The 23,677-nt window shown below is 37.1% G+C and carries 21 protein-coding genes; 16 read left to right on the top strand and 5 right to left on the bottom strand.

Going from position 1 to position 23,677, the window contains the following annotated elements; translation table 11 throughout:
- Positions 1-570: 570 nt before the first annotated feature.
- On the bottom strand, positions 571-1,695 hold the full coding sequence (locus ACFQU5_RS07985; protein WP_390286491.1) for a cupin domain-containing protein: 1,125 nt from the start codon (positions 1,693-1,695) through the stop codon (positions 571-573).
- A gap of 81 nt (positions 1,696-1,776) precedes the next feature.
- On the bottom strand, positions 1,777-2,727 hold the full coding sequence (locus tag ACFQU5_RS07980) for a fumarylacetoacetate hydrolase family protein (RefSeq protein WP_390286489.1): 951 nt from the start codon (positions 2,725-2,727) through the stop codon (positions 1,777-1,779).
- Positions 2,728-3,242: 515 nt separating this feature from the next.
- Here ACFQU5_RS07980 and ACFQU5_RS07975 point away from each other — a divergent pair.
- Positions 3,243-3,440 (top strand): hypothetical protein, encoded by a 198-nt coding sequence (locus ACFQU5_RS07975; protein ID WP_390286487.1) that lies wholly within the window; start codon positions 3,243-3,245, stop codon positions 3,438-3,440.
- Positions 3,441-3,667: 227 nt separating this feature from the next.
- Here the strand turns inward: ACFQU5_RS07975 and ACFQU5_RS07970 are convergent, their stop codons facing one another.
- Positions 3,668-4,426, bottom strand: coding sequence for an IclR family transcriptional regulator (locus ACFQU5_RS07970; RefSeq protein ID WP_390286485.1), 759 nt, complete (start codon positions 4,424-4,426; stop codon positions 3,668-3,670).
- Positions 4,427-4,573: 147 nt separating this feature from the next.
- Here ACFQU5_RS07970 and ACFQU5_RS07965 point away from each other — a divergent pair, with 147 nt between their 5' ends.
- The 8 genes from ACFQU5_RS07965 (at position 4,574) to ACFQU5_RS07930 (ending at position 11,744) form a co-directional block, all read left to right on the top strand.
- On the top strand, positions 4,574-5,068 hold the full coding sequence (locus ACFQU5_RS07965) for a DinB family protein (RefSeq protein ID WP_390286483.1): 495 nt from the start codon (positions 4,574-4,576) through the stop codon (positions 5,066-5,068).
- 150 nt (positions 5,069-5,218) lie between these two features.
- Positions 5,219-5,704, top strand: a complete 486-nt coding sequence (gene ybaK / locus ACFQU5_RS07960; protein ID WP_390286481.1) for a Cys-tRNA(Pro) deacylase — start codon at positions 5,219-5,221, stop codon at positions 5,702-5,704.
- 74 nt (positions 5,705-5,778) lie between these two features.
- On the top strand, positions 5,779-6,447 hold the full coding sequence (locus tag ACFQU5_RS07955; protein ID WP_390286479.1) for a YczE/YyaS/YitT family protein: 669 nt from the start codon (positions 5,779-5,781) through the stop codon (positions 6,445-6,447).
- A gap of 133 nt (positions 6,448-6,580) precedes the next feature.
- Complete coding sequence (locus tag ACFQU5_RS07950; protein ID WP_390286477.1) at positions 6,581-7,771, top strand: glycine C-acetyltransferase; 1,191 nt, start codon at positions 6,581-6,583, stop codon at positions 7,769-7,771.
- Positions 7,772-7,911: 140 nt separating this feature from the next.
- Positions 7,912-8,973, top strand: a complete 1,062-nt coding sequence (locus ACFQU5_RS07945) for a nucleotide kinase (protein WP_390286475.1) — start codon at positions 7,912-7,914, stop codon at positions 8,971-8,973.
- A gap of 233 nt (positions 8,974-9,206) precedes the next feature.
- A complete protein-coding gene (locus tag ACFQU5_RS07940) occupies positions 9,207-10,217 on the top strand; it encodes a methionine ABC transporter ATP-binding protein (protein WP_390286473.1) in 1,011 nt (336 codons plus the stop codon).
- Positions 10,210-10,878, top strand: coding sequence for a methionine ABC transporter permease (locus tag ACFQU5_RS07935; RefSeq protein ID WP_390286471.1), 669 nt, complete (start codon positions 10,210-10,212; stop codon positions 10,876-10,878). Before ACFQU5_RS07940 ends, ACFQU5_RS07935 begins: the two co-directional genes overlap by 8 nt.
- Before the next feature lie 11 nt (positions 10,879-10,889).
- The gene (locus ACFQU5_RS07930) at positions 10,890-11,744 is read left to right on the top strand and encodes a MetQ/NlpA family ABC transporter substrate-binding protein (protein ID WP_390286468.1); all 855 of its coding nucleotides are present in this window, start codon (positions 10,890-10,892) and stop codon (positions 11,742-11,744) included.
- Between the two features lie 105 nt (positions 11,745-11,849).
- On the opposite strand, the gene ACFQU5_RS07925 is transcribed toward ACFQU5_RS07930, so the two are convergent.
- Positions 11,850-13,040, bottom strand: a complete 1,191-nt coding sequence (locus tag ACFQU5_RS07925; protein WP_390286466.1) for a pyridoxal phosphate-dependent aminotransferase — start codon at positions 13,038-13,040, stop codon at positions 11,850-11,852.
- A gap of 157 nt (positions 13,041-13,197) precedes the next feature.
- On the opposite strand from ACFQU5_RS07925, the gene ACFQU5_RS07920 reads away from it, so the two are divergent.
- The 6 genes from ACFQU5_RS07920 (at position 13,198) to ACFQU5_RS07895 (ending at position 19,167) form a co-directional block, all read left to right on the top strand.
- A complete protein-coding gene (locus ACFQU5_RS07920) occupies positions 13,198-13,989 on the top strand; it encodes a carbon-nitrogen family hydrolase (RefSeq protein WP_390286464.1) in 792 nt (263 codons plus the stop codon).
- 307 nt (positions 13,990-14,296) lie between these two features.
- Positions 14,297-14,758 carry a DUF421 domain-containing protein gene (locus tag ACFQU5_RS07915; RefSeq protein WP_390286562.1) on the top strand — a complete coding sequence of 154 codons (462 nt, stop codon included), beginning with the start codon at positions 14,297-14,299 and terminating at the stop codon, positions 14,756-14,758.
- Positions 14,759-15,012: 254 nt separating this feature from the next.
- Complete coding sequence (locus ACFQU5_RS07910) at positions 15,013-15,555, top strand: cysteine hydrolase family protein (RefSeq protein ID WP_390286462.1); 543 nt, start codon at positions 15,013-15,015, stop codon at positions 15,553-15,555.
- Positions 15,556-15,743: 188 nt separating this feature from the next.
- On the top strand, positions 15,744-17,051 hold the full coding sequence (locus ACFQU5_RS07905; RefSeq protein ID WP_390286460.1) for a Y-family DNA polymerase: 1,308 nt from the start codon (positions 15,744-15,746) through the stop codon (positions 17,049-17,051).
- A 39-nt stretch (positions 17,052-17,090) separates the two neighbouring features.
- Positions 17,091-17,411 (top strand): YolD-like family protein, encoded by a 321-nt coding sequence (locus ACFQU5_RS07900; RefSeq protein WP_390286458.1) that lies wholly within the window; start codon positions 17,091-17,093, stop codon positions 17,409-17,411.
- A 196-nt stretch (positions 17,412-17,607) separates the two neighbouring features.
- The gene (locus tag ACFQU5_RS07895; RefSeq protein ID WP_390286456.1) at positions 17,608-19,167 is read left to right on the top strand and encodes a methyl-accepting chemotaxis protein; all 1,560 of its coding nucleotides are present in this window, start codon (positions 17,608-17,610) and stop codon (positions 19,165-19,167) included.
- A 49-nt stretch (positions 19,168-19,216) separates the two neighbouring features.
- Here ACFQU5_RS07895 and ACFQU5_RS07890 read toward each other — a convergent pair whose 3' ends face one another.
- Entirely contained in the window at positions 19,217-20,344 is a 1,128-nt protein-coding gene (locus tag ACFQU5_RS07890; protein WP_390286454.1) for a response regulator, read from the bottom strand.
- Between the two features lie 95 nt (positions 20,345-20,439).
- Between ACFQU5_RS07890 and ACFQU5_RS07885 the strand changes: the two genes are divergently transcribed.
- The gene (locus ACFQU5_RS07885; protein ID WP_390286452.1) at positions 20,440-23,487 is read left to right on the top strand and encodes an ATP-binding protein; all 3,048 of its coding nucleotides are present in this window, start codon (positions 20,440-20,442) and stop codon (positions 23,485-23,487) included.
- Positions 23,488-23,677 lie beyond the last annotated feature (190 nt).

The raw sequence follows: 23,677 nt of genomic DNA, 5'->3' as shown, positions 1-23,677 counted from the left end.
CTCCCGTTCAGATTAATTATGTTTTAGTATAACGGGCTTTTTCCATAGAAAAAACCCCGAATAGGGCACTTTTTTTAAAGTGTCTACTATTCGGGGTTCAGTTCAAGCTAGGGGGTTCCCTTTTTCGTAGTGTGCCGGTCATGTCCGTCAAATAGGTGATGAAAGTTCACTGGGCTGGGGACGTTGGGATATGTGAACCACTACTCAAGCGTAAGGGGATCCGTGTCGACGCGGAATCTGAAGGGAGACAAAACATTGGCCCGAGGTACGCGAATCACATTTGAGGTTAGTCTGTCTGGACAAGATTGCTAAACAAATCAAAATCCAAAATATCTCCGGAGCAATAAACGTGGCGGATAGAGTGTTCTGTCCACTATCATGAAGCGAGATTTTGCATCGAGCAAACAAAAAAACTCACAAAGGGGGGGAAAAGACCTTCCCAACTTTATGAGCTTCGATACTTAAGTGATTGAACCGCCGTGTACGAAAATTGTATGCACGGAGGTGAGAGGACGACTAATCGACTAATGGTTAGTCGCACACTCGATTTTTAGAACTATATTGTTATTATTAACGGAAATCAGCTTTAAATTCACCAGTAATTGTTTGATGACCGTTATTTGAATCATAAGCTTGCTCTTGTTCTAATTCAAAACGATCCATGATCGGAATATCGTTTACGGAGAATAGGTAAGAGTCTTCAGAAGCACCGTGTTCATACCAAGCCCAGTTTGGCACTACAAAGTAATCGCCTTTTTTCCAATCGAAGCGGACGCCGTTAATTACTGAGTAACCAGATCCTTTATGAATATGGTAAACAGTAGAGTGCGTATGACGGAGTGCTTTGGTATGAAAATCCTTTGGTAAATGCTGCATTCTAGTACCTAAAGTAGGGTTGGCAGATTTACCTGTAGATGGATTGATATACTCCACTGCAAATCCGTGATGTGGATCTGGATCAAATTCCATTAAACCTTTAATGCCTTCCACTGTACGATTCCATTTATAATTTGCAAGTGGGGCAACAACATATTTATCATCTCCAACAGGACGTACCATACCACCACGGTAACGTTTTTCGCTGAAGTTATCTGGAATATTTGGTTGCTGTAAACCATCAGCATAAGGTTCAAAGAATGTTCCACCAATTGAATAGATAGTTGGAATATCCAAAGCATCCATCCAAAGCATTGGTTCTGTTCCTACATGTTCATGTCCATGCCATAAGTTTTTAGGGGTGATTAAGAAATCCCCTTCCTCCATGAAGATGCGTTCACCTTGAACAATTGTGTAAGCACCAGTTCCTTCAGAGATGAATCGCAGGGCACTCTGAGAATGGCGGTGAGATGGTGCTTTCTCGCCAGGCTGCAACATTTGCACAGCTGCATAAATAGTTTGTGTTGTTGAAGCCCATCCCCAAGGCTTACGATAGGTTAAACCAGGATTTTGGAAGTAAATTGCACGGCGTTCGCCACCACGTTCCGGTGTGAAGATTTGTGCAGCTTCTCCCATTTTCTTCTTAATTAATTCATCGCTCCAAAGGTATGCTTCAGCGTGGGGTTTTGGAGTATGGTTCATAATTTCAGGAATTGCTTCCCAAAGCGGCCCTAAGTTATATTGCTGTATGTCTTTCGTGTAATCGGTTACAATTGAACTTTTCATAAACTCTTTAACTTCTTGACTTACTTCTGCCATATTGCATTCCCCTTTACAATTAAATTTTATAGTAAGAGGGGAGTAGTGAATCCACTACTCGAGCCCTCCATCCACTAAGCTTTAAACTGTTGCTACCACTTCAGCGGCTTTTACTTTATTTTCAAGCACGCCAACTTTATCGATTTCAATCGACACAACGTCGCCGTCCTTTAAGAATTGTTGAGGGTTCATTGCAAACCCAACACCACCAGGAGTACCTGTTAATACAACATCACCTGGCTCTAAAGTCATTAGGTTTGATAGGAAGGAAACTAGTTTCTTAACATCAAAAACTAGATTTGAAGTATTCGTTTTTTGACGAACTTCACCATTTACTTTTAATACCACATCTAAACCAGATGGATCCTGTAATTCATCGGAAGTCACTAAGTAAGGTCCCATTGGTGCAGTTCCATCAATTGTTTTACCTTGTAGCCATTGAAGTGTGCGGCGTTGAATATCACGGTATGTTACGTCATTTGTGATTGTGTATCCTGCAACATAATCAAGTGCTTCTTGCTCGGAAACGTTACGTGCTTGTTTTCCGATAACAAATGTAAATTCAGCCTCATAGTCAAGCTGGTCTGAAATTGGATAGAAGGGAATATCATCTTCTGGTCCGATAATTGTGTTCGCGAATTTAGCAAAAATAACAGGATTCGTAGGGAGTTCGCGACCCATTTCTAAAATGTGTTCACGATAGTTATGTCCTACACAAATAATTTTTCCCGGATTTTGAACTGGTGCTTCAACTTTCACTTCATCCTTTGTATAAACAGTTTTTTTATCGAAGCTATTAGGGTTTGATAGAATAAAATCGATTGCATTTTGAGCTAACTGAAGAGATTCCTTGCCACCTTGATATAATTCGTCTGCTGTTGCTGGTACAAATGCATGAGCAATTTCTTCATAGCGGTATTTACCTTCTGCTTTCAGCTGTGCTTGGTAAGCATAATTTAAGTCGATTACTTTATCTCCAACAATTGCACCTGCTCTTGTATGTCCTGTTGATGTGAAGTTAATAAGTTTCATAATAAATCCCCCCAAAAATTATATTCCCTTATAATGAACTAAGTTCACTATTTATAAAAATATTAATATTTTGGCGGAAAAATGTCAATGTTATTTATTTTCAGATGAATCAGACTTCGAAGGGGGGGCATGTGAGTAACTCTATTTTGATTGTTAATATAGCTGCGGATTTTTAGATTATCAAGATTCTAAAGAGTCACTAATTTATATAGCCAAAGTACGCTGAAGTCCTACTGTAATTATTGAGTTGCAGCTATCTTTTTTAAATTGTCATGAGAAGCCTTTAAGAATTCTTTAACAATTGTTTTCTCTCATTTTTGAGTATTGAAATAGTTGCCAAATCCTACTTTAACAAGGGTCTTCTTACGTTAGCTCGATATTATAGTAAAAAAACATAGACTAAAACTTCTGAATTTTTTAATTTCCTGTATTGACGAAATGAATGGGAAGTGTTATAAATTTCTATTAATAGGAATCATTGTTCCTTATTTATGTAAATATAAAGGATTTGGTAATTGAATATGCAGGGTGTAAGCGATATCAATATTTGTAGTGAACGAATCGGTAGTTTAGCCACTGCTTTATCAATCTATAATCATACTGGGAAATCAGTTTCTGTTTTTGAGCAAGCGCTTGTATTTGGTAAGGGAGGTGCGGGGATTAGTTTAGCTCCAAATGTACTAAGGGTATTAGACGATCTTGGTGTTAGATAAGAAATATTAAAAGTTGTAGGGTGACGCTGCACACGCTATACTACAATACCTTGCAAAAGGAGCTGTTCCAGCATTAGAGGATTCTTATATCCTTGAAAAACATCAGCCAAAAGTGAAAATTAATTAAAGGTTAGGTGGTGTTTATGTAGCATTCTTCTATGTTACTGATTGCCGTTATTATGGAAATAAAAAAGCGTTTGAGCAGAAAACTCTAACGCATTTTAATCCTATCCCTTATAACCGAAAGCACGGGACATTTCTGTATTAATCTCAACGACTTGCTGAACAATTTCAGAGGATTTGTCTTTTGGAACTTGCTCCGAGAAGCCGATTATTGTACATGCAGCTACTAGTTCGTTTTTATAATCTAAAATTGGCAGGCTTAAGGATGACACATGCTTTGTTAACGGCTCTTTTGCGAAGGCAACGTGAGTTTCTCGGATCTCCAGTAACTCTTTTTGGAATTCTTCCACCGGGAAGGCGGGATTCTTCGTTTGTTCCTGATCAATCCAGTTAAAAACTTCCTCCCGATTTGCATAAGCAGCGTGTACTTTTCCTGCAGCAGAAAGAAGAGGGAGTTTTGTACCAATTTGGGCACCGATATTTAAGCCGTAATTTGTATTCCAAATATTCGTAATAACCGGCGTATCATTCAACCAAACAGATAATGAGGATGTCATATTTGTAAGATTACTAATTTCCTTAAAGTAGGATGAAAGTTTACTTGTGATATCGTTATTTTTCATCGCGGCATTTCCATACTCAAGAAATTTGTAGCCCAGCGAATAGTGCCCTTGCTTAGCATCTCTGTAAAGAAGATCTAGTTGTGTTAATGTATTTAAATATTTATAAAGATTACTTTTCGATATTCCAGTGAGTTCCTGTATCTCGGTAAATTTTAGTGGGTTGTCGCTTTGAGCAACAACATCAATAATATTGACACCGTGAACGAGGGACCCGATGGTTGAAGCTTTGTTCATTTCCATTTTCTAAATCCTTTCTAGTTTCAATAATAGTAGAGGCATTCCAGAGTTGTATTTTTAGAATTATTAATTATATACTAAAATATACTATTATAGATTATCGGAAAAGTGAAGCAAATTCACTATATTAAGAATTGGAGGAGGTTTTTTATGACAACGGCAATTTTAAAAGAAAAAGTAGAAGTGTTTAAGAAAAGTATTTTGGATATTATTAAAGTACTTGAGGATACCGAGGATTCAGTACTATATATTAAGCCATCTGAGAAAGAATGGTCAGGTATGCAGATTGTCTCCCATGTTCTTGAGGCTGTAGACTTTTGGTTAGTAGACTTGGAAGCATTACTAATTGTTCCCGGTGCAAAGTGGGGACGTAATCATGAACATGTTCGCCGCTTAGCTGCAGTAGATGAAATAGTTGTATTGGGGCTTAAAAAAGAGGAGGCAATTAAAGGATTGCAGAATCTAGTGCCAAGAGTAGAAGAAGCTTTAGGGAAAGTGCATGAAGATAATTTAGCCAAAACTGCACCAAGCTATAACCCTAATTTTGATGGCAAACCATTATCCTTTTTAGTCGACCATTTAATTGTACAGCATGTTGCAGGACATTACGGTCAGCTCGTTCGCCATCTGCAAAAAATTCAATAAAAATACCAAACGTCTAACTAACAGCATTTAATGCTATGAGTGGACGTTTTTTTATTACAAGCTCCTAGTTTAAATGTACAACGATCCTCTATAAATTTGATATGATGAAATTGTATTGTAAATTTTAGTGATTTAGGAGCTGTGCTAGTAATGGCCAAACAAAAAGTGACGAAAACTAATGCTGTTCGTTTATTGGATCAACAACAAATAGACTACAACTTAATAGAATATTCAATTGAAGATAATCAAGTGGATGGAGTGACGGTAGCACAAAAGGTCGGCCATCCCGTTTCGCATGTGTTTAAAACCTTAGTAGCAACGGCCGGCACTGGGAAATTCTTTGTATTTGTAATTCCAGTGTCAGAAGAGTTAAATTTAAAATCATGTGCAAAGGTTGCAGGGGAAAAGAAAATTGAAATGCTGCATGTTAAAGACTTATTACCAATAACAGGTTATATTCGTGGAGGCTGTTCACCTATTGGCATGAAGAAACGGTTTCCCACATTTATCGACGCATCAGCTCTGGCATTAGAATATATAGTGGTTAGTGCTGGGAAAATTGGAATGCAAATTCAGCTAAATCCGAATGATTTAATTCACGTAACCTATGGTAATTTTGAAAAGTTGACTGTATGATGGTAAAGGTTTATTTGAATAAATTATTAATTGTATCAGTTAGGCCAATGTATTTTTAGAAAGAAGGCTTAGTAGTGAGAAAAGAATTAATATGGAAATGGCTGTTCTTCTTTGTTGGATTAGCAGTGATGTCATTTGGAGTTTCCATGATTATAAAGGGAAAAGCTCTTGGGGTAGGTTCCTGGGATGTGCTACATATATCACTATTTGAAAATATCGGATTAACGATAGGTTCGTGGTCTGTTATTACCGGATTCGTTATTGTAGGTTCAACATCCCTTTTATTAAAAGAATGGCCAAAGCTTGCCACATGGCTCAATATGATTTTATGTGGACCATTTATTGACTTTTACAATTGGGTATTACCAAGTTCTACAAATGTATTTTTTGATGTATTTTATTTCTTAATGGGCATTATCGTACTAGGTGTGGGCTGTGGATTGTATATTTCCCCTAGACTTGGAGCTGGTCCGCGCGATACATTGATGATGATTTTTGCTAAAAAATTCGGAGGCTCTATTGGGAGAGCTCGTTTAGCTATGGAGGCCTTAATTGCCATGATTGGTGGGTTGCTTGGCGGTCCAATTGGTGTTGGTACAGTGATTATTGCGCTATTCACAGGCTATGTTGTGCAAATTTCACTACCGTTTTTTGAAAGAATGCTTGAAATAAAATTGAATGGTAAAGGTCAAGATAAAGACTTTTCACATAAAGATCTAGAAAATCTCGCAAAAGAATCATAGTTTTGCGAGGTTTTTTATTTAGTATTGGAATAGAAAATTTTTGCCCTAACTTTTCAGAGAATTCCCACATATCGAAAAATCATTTGATTATGCTAAAATTTAATATAACTACGATGCAAAGGGAGATGAATCCATGTCTAAAATTTTAGATACATTCCTAAACGAAAATTTGGAAGTTTTACGTGAGCAAGGGCTATATAATGAAATCGATGCGGTTGAAGGGGCTAATGGTCCAATTATTCAAGTGAATGGCAAGCAATTAATCAATTTATCATCCAATAACTATTTAGGCCTAGCAACAAATGAAGAATTAAAACAAGTTGCAAAGGACGCAATTGATAAATATGGAGTTGGCGCTGGAGCGGTTCGTACAATTAACGGAACAATGGATCTACATGTGAAATTGGAAGAAAAGCTGGCGGAATTCAAAGGGACAGAAGCTGCCATTTCCTATCAATCAGGCTTCAACTGTAATATGGCTGCTATTTCTGCAGTAATGGATAAGAATGATGCGATTCTATCGGATCAATTAAACCATGCATCGATTATTGATGGCTGCCGTTTATCTAAAGCGAAAATTATCGCGTATAATCACTCGGACATGGAAGACCTTCGTGCAAAAGCAAAAGAAGCAACAGAATCAGGCTTATATAATAAAGTAATGGTCATTACAGATGGTGTCTTCTCGATGGATGGAGATATTGCGAAATTACCTGAAATTGTAGAAATCGCAAAAGAATTCGACTTAATCACTTATGTAGATGATGCCCATGGATCTGGCGTTACAGGTAAGGGTAAAGGAACTGTGAAGCAGTTCGGACTTGAAAAAGAAATCGACTTCCAAATCGGAACACTATCAAAAGCGATTGGGGTAGTAGGTGGCTATGTAGCTGGAAAGAAGAATTTAATTGACTGGCTAAAAGTTCGTTCTCGTCCATTCTTATTCTCAACTGCCGTGACACCAGGTGATGTTGCAGCGATTACTCGTGCGGTTCAAATGATTATCGATTCAACAGAATTACACGATAAACTTTGGGAAAACGGTGATTATTTAAAAGCCGGCTTGAACAAACTTGGATTTAACATTGGTGCGTCAGAAACGCCAATTACGCCATGTATTATCGGCGATGAAAAATTAACGCAAGTTTTCTCAAAACGTCTTGTTGAAGAAGGGGTTTACGCAAAAGCAATCGTCTTCCCAACAGTACCAAAAGGGACAGGACGTGTCCGCAACATGCCAACTGCAGCCCACACAAAAGAAATGCTAGACGACGCCCTAGCCATCTATGAAAAAGTAGGCCGTGAATTAGGCGTAATTCAATAATGAATTTAATCCGAATGCGAAGTTTTTCGCCTTCGGATTTTTTTAAGTTGTTTTTAGAGGGGGTGTTTGGGTGCCAGGCACCTTTTTTAGGCTGTTGACATAAAAATAAGTTAACAAACCAATGGAAGGATGGCGTCTTTTTGAGCTATACAGTAACACACTTTTTTGGGCAAGCGTTAACGGGTCAGGGTATGAAACATGTTTATAATGATATTATGAACGAAGCGAAAACCGTGTATTTACTAAAAGGAGCCCCTGGTTTTACAGTTGCTGAATGTCTAAGTAAGCTCGGAATTCATTATGGTAATAAAGGATTGAATATTGAATATTTCCACGACCCACTTTTCGAAAATACAATCGAGGCGCTTTTTGTAAAGGAGCCACACAGTATTCTTATCCTCAATGCAACAAACCTGACAACCGATCCAGTAGCTTCACACGTTCATGTTATATCCTTTGAAGACTGTCTGGATAAGCAGAAGATTATTGAAAAGCAACAAGATTTATTGAACTTGTCGCATAAGAAAGATGATTATTATGCAAAATGTTTTAATGCTCTTTCGAACGCCTTAAAAATTCATGATGACTGGGAAGTGGAAACGCGTCGACATATGGATTGGAAAGGGCTAGACACTAAAACTGATGAGCTGATGGTGAAGGTGTTTGGAGATCGGAAGCTGGAAAAAGAAAGTAAAAAAACACATCGGTTGCTAGGTACGTTAACTCCTGGTGGTGCACGCGATACGGTTCAAAGTATCACGCAAAAACTTGAAAAACGCTTGTTTATCAAAGGATATCCAGGCACAGGGAAGTCTTCTATGATGAAAAAGCTAGTAGAAAAAGCACTAGAGCGAGGGTTCGACGCTCAAATGGTATGGTGTGGACTCGATTCAAATTCCGTTGATATGGTGATTTTACCGGAATTGAAGCTTTGTATTTTTGATAGTACTGAGCCCCATCAATATTTCCCTGAAAGATCAGGAGATGAAATCTTTGATATCGCTAGCCTTTGCCATCCAACAGAAGTTGAGGAAGCAAACATTAAAGAAATTATCGCAAACTATCGCTCAACGATGAATGATGCAATTACTTATGCTCATCTTTTTGCAGAGACAGAAAGAACAGTACGCAAGTTATTTGACGATGCAATTATCGTTGAAAAATTCAAAGAAAAGACGGCTGAGCTGTTTTTGGATATCTAATCTATTCCAAGAGGTAACTTAATATAAACTAGTCAGTTAAGTTTTCACTTGTAGTCTGGTGAAACTAAATTAAATAGAACAGTGAAAAAATGCTATTCATTTAGTCAAATGAGTAGCATTCTTATTTGAATTTACTTTTAATATTGACAATTATAATTATTATGTGTAATCTGATTAATCATACATATTTGGTTGGGATTAATGTTTTTATTATCGGTAGTTAGGAGAAGTATATGCTAGAGTTTCAAAATATTACGAAAATATATGAATCTAAAAACAAACAAGTAGTCGGCGTTGATAATGTCTCCTTAAAAATTAATAAAGGTGACATATTTGGAATAGTTGGCTATTCCGGTGCGGGAAAAAGTTCGTTGCTTCGTTGTGTCAATTTACTAGAAAGACCGTCTAGTGGAAAAGTTCTTGTCGATGGAGTTGATTTAACACAGCTTTCGAGCGGCGAATTGCGAACAGCACGATTGAAAATTGGGATGATTTTTCAACATTTTTATCTAATTAGTCAAAAGACGGTTGGAGAAAATATTGCTTTTGCTTTACGTGCAGCTAAAACACCTAAAAATGAAATTAATAAACGTGTCAAAGAGTTACTGGAAATGGTGGGTCTATCGGATAAGGAAGATGTGTTTCCGGGCCAACTTAGTGGAGGACAAAAACAACGGGTTGGAATTGCACGTGCACTTGCCAACAATCCATCCATCCTACTATGTGATGAGGCAACCTCTGCACTGGATCCCAAGACAACGCTATCGATTTTAAAATTATTAAAACAAATTAATGAAAAGCTTGGCATTACGATTGTTTTGATTACACATGAAATGAATGTTGTAAAAGAAATTTGTAATCGAATGGCGATTATGCAAGATGGGAAAGTGATTGAAGAAGGAGCAGTATATGATATCTTCGCACAGCCGATTAAGCCGTTAACCCAGGAATTTATTAATAGTGTTGTATCTTTTGAGATTCCCGATGAAATCTTAAAAGATGTAAAAGGACAAGTACTTAAACTGTTATTTAAAGGTGATGTGGCTGGAGAAGGTGTTATTTCGGATACCATCCAGCAGTTTGATGTAAAAGGAAATTTCCTGCATGGCACAATTGAATATATTCAGGAGCGTCCACTCGGCATTTTTATCATGGAATTGCAAGGTGAAAAAACGACAGTGAATGAAGCAAAAAATTATATGGAACAACGTGGTGCACTAGTGGAGGTGGTTAAACATGTTTGATTTTCCTTATTTCTTAACCATGCTGCCTGATATTTGGAAGGCGTTCAAAGAAACGGTCGTTATGATTGGAATTGCACTATCCATTTCCATCATTATCGGTCTGCCACTAGGTGTACTGCTATTTGTTACAGATAAAGGTTTATTTTGGGAAAATCGATTTGTAAAAAATATTTTTGGCTTTGCAGTGAATTTGGTCCGCTCGATTCCATTTATTATTTTACTCGTTGCATTATTCCCCTTAACCAAAATACTGGTTGGGACAACAATCGGTCCCGTTGCAGCAAGTGTCTCACTTTCAGTTGCTGCGATTCCTTATTTTGCAAGATTAGTAGAATCATCTTTAAGAGACATTGATAAGGGAGTCATTGAGGCAACAATTGCCGTTGGTGCTACACCTTGGATGATTATTAAGGATGTGTTGCTGCCAGAGGCAAAGTCAACAATTATTAGAGGGATTACTCTAACGGTTATTAGTTTGGTCGCTTACTCTGCCATGGCAGGTACAATTGGCGGGGGCGGTATTGGGGATTTAGCAATTCGCTTCGGCTATTACCGTTATGATAATACAATTATGATTTCAACTGTTGTCATTTTAATAATCTTCGTCCAATTGATCCAATTAATTGGCGAACAGTATGCGAAATCACTAGACAAACGATAGGAGAGAAAAAAATGAAGAAGTATTTATTAACATTCCTTACACTAGCATTAGCTGTTGTAATAGCAGCGTGTTCTGGAAATGATGAACAGGCGACAAATTCATCAAACGAAAGCGATGGAGCTGCGAAAGAAAGTAAAGAAATTAAATTAGGGGCAACGGCTGGCCCGTATAGCGACATGCTTACAAAAGCAATCATTCCACAATTAGAGGAAAAAGGTTACACAGTAGAGTTAGTTGAATTTAGTGATTACGTTCAACCAAACAATGCATTGGATAATGGCGACATTGATGCAAACTTGTTCCAACATACAATTTATCTAGAAACTTTTGAAGAACAAAATAACATGGATCTAGAAGCTTTAATCACGGTACCAACAGCTCCAATGGGCTTCTTCTCCAAAAAATATGCATCTGTTGAGGATATTGAAGACGGTGCAACAGTAGCAATTGCAAATGACCCATCAAATGCAGCACGTTCGCTATTAACTTTACAAGGACAAGGTTTAATCGAAATTGACCCTGAGGCGGATGAATTAACTGCTTCAGAAAAAGATGTCGCAACAAACAACAAAAACTTGGTTTTCCAACCGGTAGAAGCTGGCTCTTTACCACGTCAAATCGAAAACGCTGATCTTGTAGCAGTACCGGGCAACTTTGCATTGGCAGCAGGCTTAAACCTAATGGATGCAGCTTTCTTAGAAGATATGAATGAAAACTACCGTAACGTTGTAGCGGTAAAATCCGATAATAAAGACAGCCAACTTGCAAAAGATTTAATCGAAATCGTTGAATCTGCTAAATATGAAGAAATCATTGATTCAGAATTCCAAGGGTTTAGTAAGCCTGAATGGATGGCTAATCGATAATAAAAAAGCTTCCACACTTGTGGAGGCTTTTTCTTTTAGGAACATGAAGGGCTGGAAAAAGGGGTCTTAATGCAAGTCGTAACGCACTAAGAACCCTGATTCAACTTACTTAGTTATTGATGCTGTTTCATCTTTAAATAACTCCAATTTTTCAATGCGTCCAATTGCTTCTATTAAGCGTTCTTCACTTACCAATAAGCCCACGCGAATGTAGCCTTCGCCAAACTCACCAAAACCATTCCCTGCAGCCACGGCGACGTTTGCTTTATCTAACAGCAGGTCTGCAAATTCTTCGCTTGTATAGCCTTCAGGTACCTTTAACCATGCAAAGAATGATCCATTTGGAGCTTTCACGTCCCAGCCAATTCGATGAGCTTCTTCTATTAAAACATTACGTCTGCTTTCATAGATTGCCCGTTGTTCCTCCACACAATCCTGGTCGCCGTTTAAAGCAGCGGCTGCCGCATGTTGAATGGCAGGGAAGACACTGCAGAAAAGATGATCCTGAATTAAATTTATAGCTTCAATAATCTCTGTATTTCCAACAGCAAAGCCAACACGCCAGCCAGCCATATTATATGTTTTTGATAAGGTATAAAGCTCAACACCAATTTCTTTTGCTCCTTCAGCCTGAAGGAAGCTAACTGGTCGCTTCCCGTCAAACCCTAATGCACCATAAGCAAAATCATGTACCACCGCTATGTCATTTTCTTTTGCAAAGTGGACTGTGTTTTCGAAAAATTCTAAAGTAGCAGTTCCTCCTGTAGGGTTGTTTGGATAATTTAAATACATTAACTTTGCTCGATTCTTAACCTCATTCGATAATGCGCCGAAATCAGGCAAGAATTCATTTTCTTCTAGTAACGGCATTGTATCGAAGTGCATATCTCCAAGCGCTACACCAGATAAATAATCAGGATACCCAGGGTCAGGAAGAAGCATCGTATCACCAGGATTTAAAATCGCAATTGGCAGCTCTACCAAACCAATTTTCGAACCTCCCATAATCGCAACTTCCGTATCTGGATCAATGTCCACACTATACTCACGTTTGTAGAAGGCTGCAGCTGCTTCTTTTAATTCCTGGATTCCACGAAACGGTGAATATTTATGTGTTTGTGGATTGGCCGCAGCTTCTTGCATTGCTTTTATAATATGTGGCGGTGTTGGTCGATCAGGATTTCCTTGACCTAAGTTAATCACATCGCGTCCCTCGGCAATTGCTGCATTCACCCTTTGAACTAGGGCGGCAAAGAATTGGGTAGGAAGCTTTTGAAGTTTATTTGATAATTTCATGTGTATACCTCTTTTTCAATAAAATTTATAGATTTACTTACCATTAGAAGCGGAACATGCTGAACGCTATACTTTGTATAGATTTCAGAATATAATTACAATTGGATATGTAGGAATAATAGTACTTTTACGAGAAAATGTCTAGGGGGTTAGTGAAATGAAAATCGGATGTATTCAGATGAATGTAGGCTTCGGTAAAGTGGAAGAAAATTTCGAGCGTGCGGAACAATTAATCCGGGAAGCAGCAAGCAAAGGGGCAGAGCTTGTTGTTTTACCAGAAATGTGGAATACAGGGTATGCACTTGAAAAACTAGGGGAGCTGGCAGATCAAGAGGGAGCTCGTTCTAAAGCATTCTTGGAAAGTTTATCTAGTGAACTAGGCATACATATTGTTGGAGGCTCCGTAGCAACAGAAAAAGACGGCAAATTCTACAATACAATGTATGTATACAATAATGTAGGAAAACTAGTAAGCGAGTATAGTAAAGTTCATTTATTTAGATTAATGAACGAAGATAAATATCTAGAATCCGGCAATGACATGAATCGCTTCACTTTGGGTGGGGTCGAAGCAGGAGGCGTAATTTGTTATGATATTCGTTTCCCTGAATGGCTTCGAGCACACGCATTAGCTGGGGCCAACGTGTTATTTGTTTCAGCCCAATGGCCAACACCCCGCATCGACCACTGGAAAACATTATTACAAGCCCGTGCAATCGAAAACCAATGCTTCGTGATCGCCGTTAACCGCATTTCACGTAAAGTGGAAAATTTCAACGGCCAATCAATGATTATCGAACCATGGGGCGAAGTGCTTTGGACTGGCTCAGAGAAGGAAGAACTAGCTGTTATTGATGTAGATTTCTCAAAAGTAGAAGAAGTACGGAATCGAATCCCTGTTTACGATGATCGCCGTCCTAATCTTTATGCTGGTGTAGTACAGGAATAATGGTTAAGTTTAACGATTAAAACTATATTTTTATGTAATACAGGAAGTATATCAAATTTATAAACATACTAACATTTATAGCAAATCCTTACCCTAGGATGTGCTACTAAATGAGTAGTATGTTTTTTTTGTCCTGCTGATTTCATATTTTATCTGAACCTCGAATTAGTATAAAGACGCTAAATTGTTTAACTTGGCTAAGGATGTGGAATATATTATTACCGAGCAAAGGGTATATGGATAGAGTATATCGAAGTTCCGGAGTGATGATGCACTATAAAGTAGTAAGGGAGGGATGGACTTGGAAATGTATATGGGTGTAGTGATAAAGTTTTTAGTTGCCGTAGTATGTATAGTAATTATTATTCGAATCATAGGGCAAAAAGAATTATCACAAACGACACCGATTGACTTGATTTTTATAGTAATGCTAGTTGATATTGTGGGTGGGATGATTCATGAAAAAGATTTCAAATTTACCCATATCATATTTATCGTAGCGGTTTGGGGACTAGTGATATGGGGGGCTGAAAAACTGACCAGAAAGAAAACCTTCGAGCGGTTGATAGATGGAAAGCCAGAAATTATAATAAAAGATGGTACTGTGAATTCACAATTAATGGACAAAGAAAATTTAACAATGCAAGAGTTAAATACACAGTTAAGGAAAAAAGGTGTTTTTAATATTCATGAAGTTAGATTGGGAATCCTGGAAATTGACGGCAGTATTTCAGTTGATGTGTTAAAGGAAGATTCTAAACAGAAGTAAGTTTGGAATGTATTGCTTTCACGAATTCAATTCATGATTGAGCTCTGTCAAATTTACAAAATCTTAACCATATATCCTGCAACAAATTAAATATTTCACATACAATAATCTCGACTCTCTGGGGCTGTAATGGCTTTGGGGAGTTTTACTTTTATTAAGATATATTTTAAGGATGGTATTTGAAAATCAACTACATATTATGGGGTAAAGATAGTTTATAATATAGAGAAAAATATTGTTTTGGAGGATGAAAAATGCCCAAACAAGCCCTCATCATTGTCGACATGAGCAATGATTTTGTTGCGGATTATGGAAGTCTGACAGCAGGAAAGCCAGCGCAGGAAATTGTGCCGTATATTATCGAGCAAGCGAATGAATTTTTGCGTGATGACCAAATTGTAGTAGTAGCAATGGATGCACACGAAGAAAATGATGACCACTTTAAATTGTGGCCTGCCCATAATGTGGTCGAAACAAAAGGACAGGAGCTTTATGGTGATTTATTCACTTGGTTTAAAGAAAATGAATCCAATCCCAATGTCATCTATCAACCGAAAACAAATTACAATGCCTTCTTTAAGACTGGATTAGCTGGAAAATTAAAAGCATTAGATATTGAAAAAGTGCATGTTGTTGGTGTTTGCACAGACATTTGCGATTTTTTAACGGTCGCAGGAGCAGATGCGGAAGGATTTAAAACTGCAATTCATAGACGCGGTGTTGCGACGTTTACAGATTTAGGAGATACCTTTATTAATCATATGAAGACATGCTTCTTTACAGAAATACTTGAATAAGTGAGTTAGATGAGTTCTCTAGAGGTGATATCACTTCGTGAGAGCTTTTTTTTATTTATCTAAAATTGTCTTTGTCTTCACTAAATTACCCAAATAATTCCTCTTGCCGTCTCAACCGTCTCATTTTAAAATGAATAAAAGAACAAATGTTCGCATATACTGATCGTATGAATTGGGAGGTGGAAAAGATGTGTGCAAATGCTCTAAAGATAGCTGAATCCCTCGATGGAGATGTCTTTAAAATTTACGAACAGGCACCTAATCGGTCAATCATGTGTATTGATATGCGTTGCTTTTTTGCGAGCTGCATGGCGATGTTGGAAAATATTGATCCGCTCCAAGTGCCAATTGCTGTCGTGGGGAATTTTAAGCAAAAGGGAAGTATTGTACTTGCTGCGTCACCACCCATGAAAAAACGATTCGGTATAAAAACAGGCTCACGTCTTTTTGAAATCCCCAAACATCCCGATATCCGTTTATTTGAACCGAAAATGGAGTTCTTCGTACAAATGTCGATGGCAATTACAGATTTAATCAATCAATTCGTTCCAAAAGAAGCGATTCACGTTTATAGCATAGATGAAAGTTTCGTTGACCTAAGTGGTACCGAAAAGCTATGGGGCCCTCCAGAAGAAACGGCTAAATTTATTCAAGATAGTATTCTGCGCCAATTCCAAATTCCAAGTGCTGTCGGGATGGGGCCAAATATGCTCATAGCAAAGCTTGCACTCGATTTAGAAGCAAAAAAGACTGGTTTTGCAAAATGGACATATGAAGATGTTCCGAAAAAACTTTGGCCGATCTCCCCTCTGTCAGAAATGTGGGGAATTGGCCGAAGAACAGAGCGTTCATTAAACAACATGGGAATTTTTACGATTGGTGATTTAGCCCAGACCGATTTAAAAACCTTGGAGGACCGTTTTGGTATTATGGGGAATCAGCTCTACTATCATGCATGGGGAATCGATTTGTCGCCACTTGGGGCACCTCTTGCACAAGGACAAATCAGTTTCGGGAAAGGGCAAGTGTTGATGCGTGATTATCGCAGTCGGGACGAGATACTTACCGTTATTTTGGAAATGTGTGAAGACATCGCAAGGAGAACAAGAGAGGCTGGGCAAGCTGGGAGAACCATTACACTCGGCCTAAGTTATAGTAAGGATGCCTTTGGTGGCGGTTTTAATCGAGCTCGGACAATTGATGAACCAACAAATGATACGATGAAAATTTTTAAAGTGTGTCAGGAGTTGTTTGATGAGTATTATGCAGAGAGACCGGCAAGGCAAATTTCGATTAGTGTTTCCAAATTAGAATCGGAACGCTCCATACAGCTCAGCTTGTTTGACAATAAAAAATGGAAAAGACGAAAGCTTGGGGCGACCATGGATTATTTGCGGGCAAAGCATGGCTCAACAGCAGTTTTACGTGCCGTTTCCTATACAGAAGCCGGAACCGCAGTAAGGCGTGCGGAGCTTCTAGGTGGTCATAAGATGTAGTTGTTCGATTATGAACTTTTAGGATAAGAGGTGATAAGGATGATTCGGGACCGTGGAAATATTAAATGGAATGCGATGATGCTACCGGAGCATGTAAAGATGCTTCGAGATTGGCATGAGAAGGATGATGACGTTGAAAAGCCCGAATTGGATGAATGGGCACTTCAAGAACTTAGTGAACAATTGCAAATTGCCTATAAGAATAACGATGAAGTAGAGTTAAAGGTTTGGGAAAATAGAAATGTTTATAACGTGTCGGGGAAAATTACCCAATTGAATATCCCAAATTCTGCTCTTTATTTAGAAGATGGGCGCAAATTTTTATTTTCATCCCTTTTGAATGTTACGATTCTATCCTGACTCGTACCAGAACTAGTTTTCAAAACGATTTATGAGTTTTTTAAGAAGCACTGTGTATATTTAAGATTAAGAGTCAGTTTGTTAGTTGGTATCTTAATAAGGAGGTTGGTTACCTCCTTTCTACTCGGTTTAAGTCAAAATATAAAACAATGTTTAAAGAAAAAATAAGTTTTGAAAAGTGGGGAACAAATGAAAAATGAAAAATCTTAATAAGAATGGTCTGATGATATTATTAGCTGGATTAACAGTGTTTTTGTCAGTAGGTACACATTTTGTACATAGGTATTTACATATTTTCGATTCATATTTGGTCATTAAAGGAATGGGAGTTTTAACTGGAGAACTGATTTTCTTACAAGGTCTGTTGCTATTAACTCCTATCCTACTATTTATAATATGTTTATTAATATATAGAATTAATAGCGTTTCAGAATGGTTGCCGTGGATCATAATAATGACGATGACTTTTGGTAGCATTGCTATTATTGCGGGTGGAGATGGTTTAGTAGAATATCACTTTTCTATTTTCATGGTAATAGCCATGATTGCTTTCTACAATAGAATAAAATTAATACTAACTAGTACGATTATTTTTATGCTTCACCATGTTATGGGGTACTTTTTGTTTCCTGAATTACTTTGTGGAACAACAGATTACCATTTTCCATTATTGCTAATCCATATCATTTACTTAGTCTTAACAAGCGGTGCGACGATTTTATTAACCTATTCAAAACAGAAGAAAACGAAGGAATATAAAGAAAAAGTCAAAATGCAGCAAAGTACAATAAATGAGGTCTTGAATCGCTTAAACAATTCAAGTAAATTTGTGCTTGATTATGTAAATGAACTCACATCTGGCTCAGAAAGGCTAACAATAACAAGTCAGGAAATTGCATCCTCCATCCAAACAATTTCGGTAGGGGCGGAAGAACAAACGACTAAGTTGAAGCTGGGGGTTGACGCTATACATTCTGTAAAGACGGAAATAGAACAGATAAAGGAAAATACGAATAGAGTAAATGCAAATGCTAGAGATACGGAAAATCAAGTCAAAATCGGTATGGAAAAGATTCAAAAGATGTTCAATCAGATGCGTAATATTACCGAGACAGTCAACAAAGGAAACAATATGATTGAAAATCTTGAGCAAAATTCGAAAGCGATTGGAGATTTTGTTGGCACTATTGCATCTATTGCCGACCAAACAAGTTTATTGGCTCTTAATGCTTCCATCGAGGCAGCAAGAGCAGGGGAACAAGGAAATGGATTTGCTGTTGTGGCAAAGGAAGTGCGTAAACTTGCACAGCAATCGAATAAGTCAGCCGTTGAAATACAGGCAGTTATCCACTCCATTCAAGAAGAAATCATCCATATATCCGAGACGATGGGTATTAGCTTATTAGAAGTAAAAAAAGGCTTGGAACAGATTAAGGAAACTCAAAAAGTGTTTGAGGCAATTTCAAATTCAACAAATGAGGTAGGCAAACAAATTAACGATGTGACTAACGCTTCAGAGGCCTTGTTTGGTAATTCAAAGAGGAGCAATTATTTAATTGATGAAGCATCACAAATAACGTATGCCACATTTAGTGGGGTAGAAAGCATTTTGGCAGCTACTGAGAGTCAATCTTCTTCTTTAGATGCTTTAAATCATGGCTCACTGTCATTAAGAAAACTAGTTAATGAATTGAATGATATGGTAGATCATATTTATGCAATATATCAAAGAGAAGATAATGTAATAGAAAAGTAAAGTAGGTTGGTATAAAAGGTTGAATAAAGTGTTGCAGAAACAACACTTTTTAAACAAACACGATGCGGTGGTATAACTCATCAAGTTCAGATGAGGGGGCAACGTTTAAATCTTTTTCTAACCGATTTTTGAAATCGATATATAGTTTAACTGCTTCGTTTCGATAACCTTTTTCAGTGAGAAGAGACATACATTTTGCCACCTTTTCATCATCATAAGGAAATAAAGGAAGCTGCAACTGTAGGTAATACAGCATTTTACTGTTATCAATAGCAGCAAAGTATTGAACCGTTTTTTCAAGTACTTGCAAATAAGCGCTCGAAATTCGTGCGGCGATAGAATTTGCCCAGTCGTAGTGGTTGAGCTCAAATAGAGGTCCTTTATACAATTCAATGCATTCATGGACAAATTGAATGGTAGATTCATCGATTTTTTCAATCGATTTTAATAACTGTTGAAATTGGTGCACATCACACGACATTGTGTTTAAAGAAAATATGTAACTATGATTAACTAACGAAATGCGGTCAGAGTAGCCATAGTTATTTAGTAGTTTGCGTAAATGAGACAAGCATGTATGTAAGTTGATTTTTGACTTTTTGTAATCATGATCTGGCCATAAAGCTTCGATCAATACGTCCCGATGAATAGGAATATCTTGATGAATAACAAAATAAGCAAATAGTTCTTTCGTTTTCGTTGTCTTAAAAGCAATGGGCAAGTTGTTATGAATACACTGGAATTCTTTAAAACATTTAATTGCAAAAGGGGTTTCGGTATTTTTTAAATGAATAGCGGCATATCCTTTTGTTTGTTCAATCACCTTCATAAGACGGCTCAGTGTTTTTTTTAGCCGTGCAGAAGTAACCGGTTTAAGTAGATAATCCAATGAATTTACTTCGAATGCTTGTACAGCATATTCTGCATGCGCTGTTACAAATACGATGTGAATGTTGGGGAAAGTCAATTGAATCGAATCTGCTAAATCAAGACCGGTTAATTCACCCATTTCCATATCTAAAAAAATAACGTCCACGTCTAAATGGTGTAAATCATGGAGTTTGAATTCTGTTCCTAGATAAGAGTGAACAACTTGGATATTTGAGAATTCAGCAAGTTTCTTTTGTAAAGTTGTTAGGGCTAAATGTTCATCATCAATTAGTATGGCCTTAATCAAATTATTCACCACCAAAATATTACATTTTGCTATTATTATACACAAGTAGAAATACAAAATACTATTTTTACACTTAAAAAGGCAGGACAAATCAGTTGAAAACAAAGTGGACAATTATAATTTCCATCTGTATGATCGCGATTACAATTACAGTTTTTTGTATAGGTTTATTCTCGATAGACCCATCAAATAAGAATGTAAAAAAAGGTGTAGTCGATTTAACAGATGGAACAGTAGAAAAAACGATAAAGTTAAATGGACAATGGGAATTTTACGCGGATGAATTACTGACCCCCACTCAAATAGCAAAAACATCGTCATCTCCAACTTTGATCCATGTTCCAGGTAGTTGGGAAAGCCAAGTTAATTCCAAAAATGAAGTAGAAGTAGGAACGTATCGTGTTGTTGTAAAAGTACCAATTGATGGGAACTACGGAATTCGAATAAAATCTATTCGCCATGCAAATAAAGTTTTTATGAATGGGATTGAAGTTGGTGGAATGGGAAATCCGACAACACAACTATCAGAGTATAGTTTTTTCGAAAAGAAATTTAATACATTCGGAAAAAGCTCTAATGGTGAAATCGAAATCGTTATTCAAGTGGCACATCGATATAAATCGAATGGGGGAATTGTGAGGCCGATTGTATTCGGAAGTGCAGAGGATATTAGCATTTACACAGGGCGTACAATCCTATTCGATGGTGTGATTATAGCTGGTTCATTTTTAATTGGGCTGATTTTCTTGCTGATTAACATCATTAGGAAAAGAGCGGCAGCGGATTTATATTTTGCGTTGTACTGTTTTGCACAGGGAATTTCAACAGCTACCCAAAATGAAAAACTAATTTTAATCTATGCACCAGAAATGGGAAATAGACTGCTTTGGCAATGGCAATATCTTTCACTTCATCTAGCTGTTATTTTTTTAACATTATTTTTCTTTCAAGTATATAAAGATAGCGTTAAAAAGCATGTAATGTGGATTATCACTGGAATGGTTTGCCTAGCTGCAGTTATTTATAGTATAGAAAATCCCATTGTAAAATGGATTTATAAAGACTTTCCACCTGTAGTGGTTCAAATCATACCGATTATCACAATGGGTAGTGCCTTACTGTTAACGGTATTTATAATCGTGAAGGCAATAATACGGAAAAAAAATGACACAATCATTTTGCTTGTTTCGGTAACAGCTTTTATTTGTTACGCAGCGTCGCTCGGTCTAGAACTGTTATTTGAAGTTGATATGAGGCACTGGCCGATAATCGCTCAATTAGTATTAATGATTTCAATCGCTTTTTTTATCAGTTATCGAAACGAAAAAGCGAATAAGCAGGTCAATCGATTGACGCAAGAATTACTTTTGCAAAATGAAATAAAAGATGAACTAATAGTGAAGATTTCACAAGAAATGAATAAGCCGTTATCTGAACTTTTGGATTCGTCAAAAGTGCTGATGGACGGCAAAGTAGGGCCGTTAAAGGCTAAACAGCAAGAAGCAGTCATTTCAATGAGTGCAGGTGTAAATAAACTAAGAAGAATAATTGATGATTTCCTTCATGCTTCAAAAGTAAAAGGGCAAATGCAATTTGCAATGACCCCGATTTCATTACATATGCTCAATGAGTTAATCTATGAAGTTTCATTTTTTGTCAAAGAAACAGACAAGGTTAAAATTAAGAACAATATCCCATTGGACTTACCTATAATAATGACTGATGAAAAGCGTTTAAAACAAGCACTCACCAACATTTTGCATAATGCCGTTAAATATACAGAAGCAGGAGAAATCAGTGTCAATGCATATGAAAATGGAAAATTTGTAGATATAACGATAAAAGATACTGGTATCGGTATAGAAAAACATAGATTGCAAAAGGTCTTTGACACTTTTTATCAAATTCCGAATGTTCCTCAAAATCAAAAGGACGGGCTTGGTGTTGGCCTGAGTATTGCCCAGCAATATATAAAATTAATGAATGGCAATATTAGTATAGAATCGCAAATTGGAAAAGGGACTACTGTCACAATAAGTCTTCCGATTTATGAAGGATATTTTGTTGCAAAGGATGCTATGGGACAGACCGCTGCTGCAACTGATTTAGTGCAAGAGAGTGTTGTCAAAGCTGATATGGAGTTCCCTTTACTTGTAGAGGGCAAAAAAGAAGAAACGATTCTTATCATTGACCATGATAAGAATGATTTATTGAAAATGACAGATTTGTTAGTGGGAAATGGCTATAATGTGTGCGCCTATAATGGAAGAGAAGGTGTGCAGGATCTTATATCAACCAAGCGTGTGGATTTAATTATTATTGATGTTCATATGCCTAAAAACTTTATATTGGTTTTAACAGAAGAAATTCGCAAGCTTTTCCAGATTACTGAATTACCAATTATTCTCCTATCTCGAACAGATCGGTTGGATGATGTAGGGATGCTATTTAAAAAAGGTATTAATGCTATCATCCGAAAACCAATTATGAAAGAGGAATTTATATCGCAAATCCAGTCTTTGCTTGCCATGAAAGAAGCAGTAGAGTGGTCTGTTAAACAAGAGTTAATGTATTATTATGCGCAAATTACACCTCACTTCCTATATAACACATTAAATTCGATTATTGGATTAAGTTACGAAGATGCGGCAAAATCTAGGGAAGCACTTGAATATCTATCGGTTTACTTCCGTGCAAAACTAGACTTTCAAAAACAGCTAAGCATCGTAAGTATTGAAGAAGAAATGGAACTTGTAGAGGCGTATTTAGCAATTGAACAGCTGAGGTTTAAGGAATTACGCGTGGAACTGGATATTGATGAATCCGTCGCTATTAAAATACCATCGATGACCTTGCAGCCTTTAGTCGAGAATGCCATTCACCATGGGTTAGTTAATAAGAATGATGCGAAAATTATTATTTCAATCCAACGAGTGGGGGAGTATGTCCAAATTGTTGTAGAGGACAACGGGGTTGGAATGTCAAATGAACAGCAGCAGCAACTTCTTAAAGGGCAAAACCAAAGACTTGGTTTTCAAAATCCATTTAAAAAAATCATGTTGATGCATAATTCGAAGTTTGAATTGTATAGTACGCCAGGGGAAGGAACGAGAATCGTGATGATAGTGCGTGATAAACAATAAATATGTACATGTTATTGGTCGACAAAAATCTTATGTTGTTAAGCTTGAAATACTTTGCGTCTTAGATGGATTTTGAAACGATATCGCAACAATATTGTAATAATCCACGATAAACTCTCTATTATTAAGTTTTTTCTTGTAATATTAGCAGAATTTAAGAAGAAAATTGTTGAATAATGTTTAGTCATAA

Origin of the sequence: Ureibacillus sp. GCM10028918 (genome assembly GCF_042666115.1) — a bacterium.
Classification (GTDB): domain Bacteria; phylum Bacillota; class Bacilli; order Bacillales_A; family Planococcaceae; genus Ureibacillus.
This window is presented reverse-complemented; position numbering and strand designations above follow the sequence as displayed.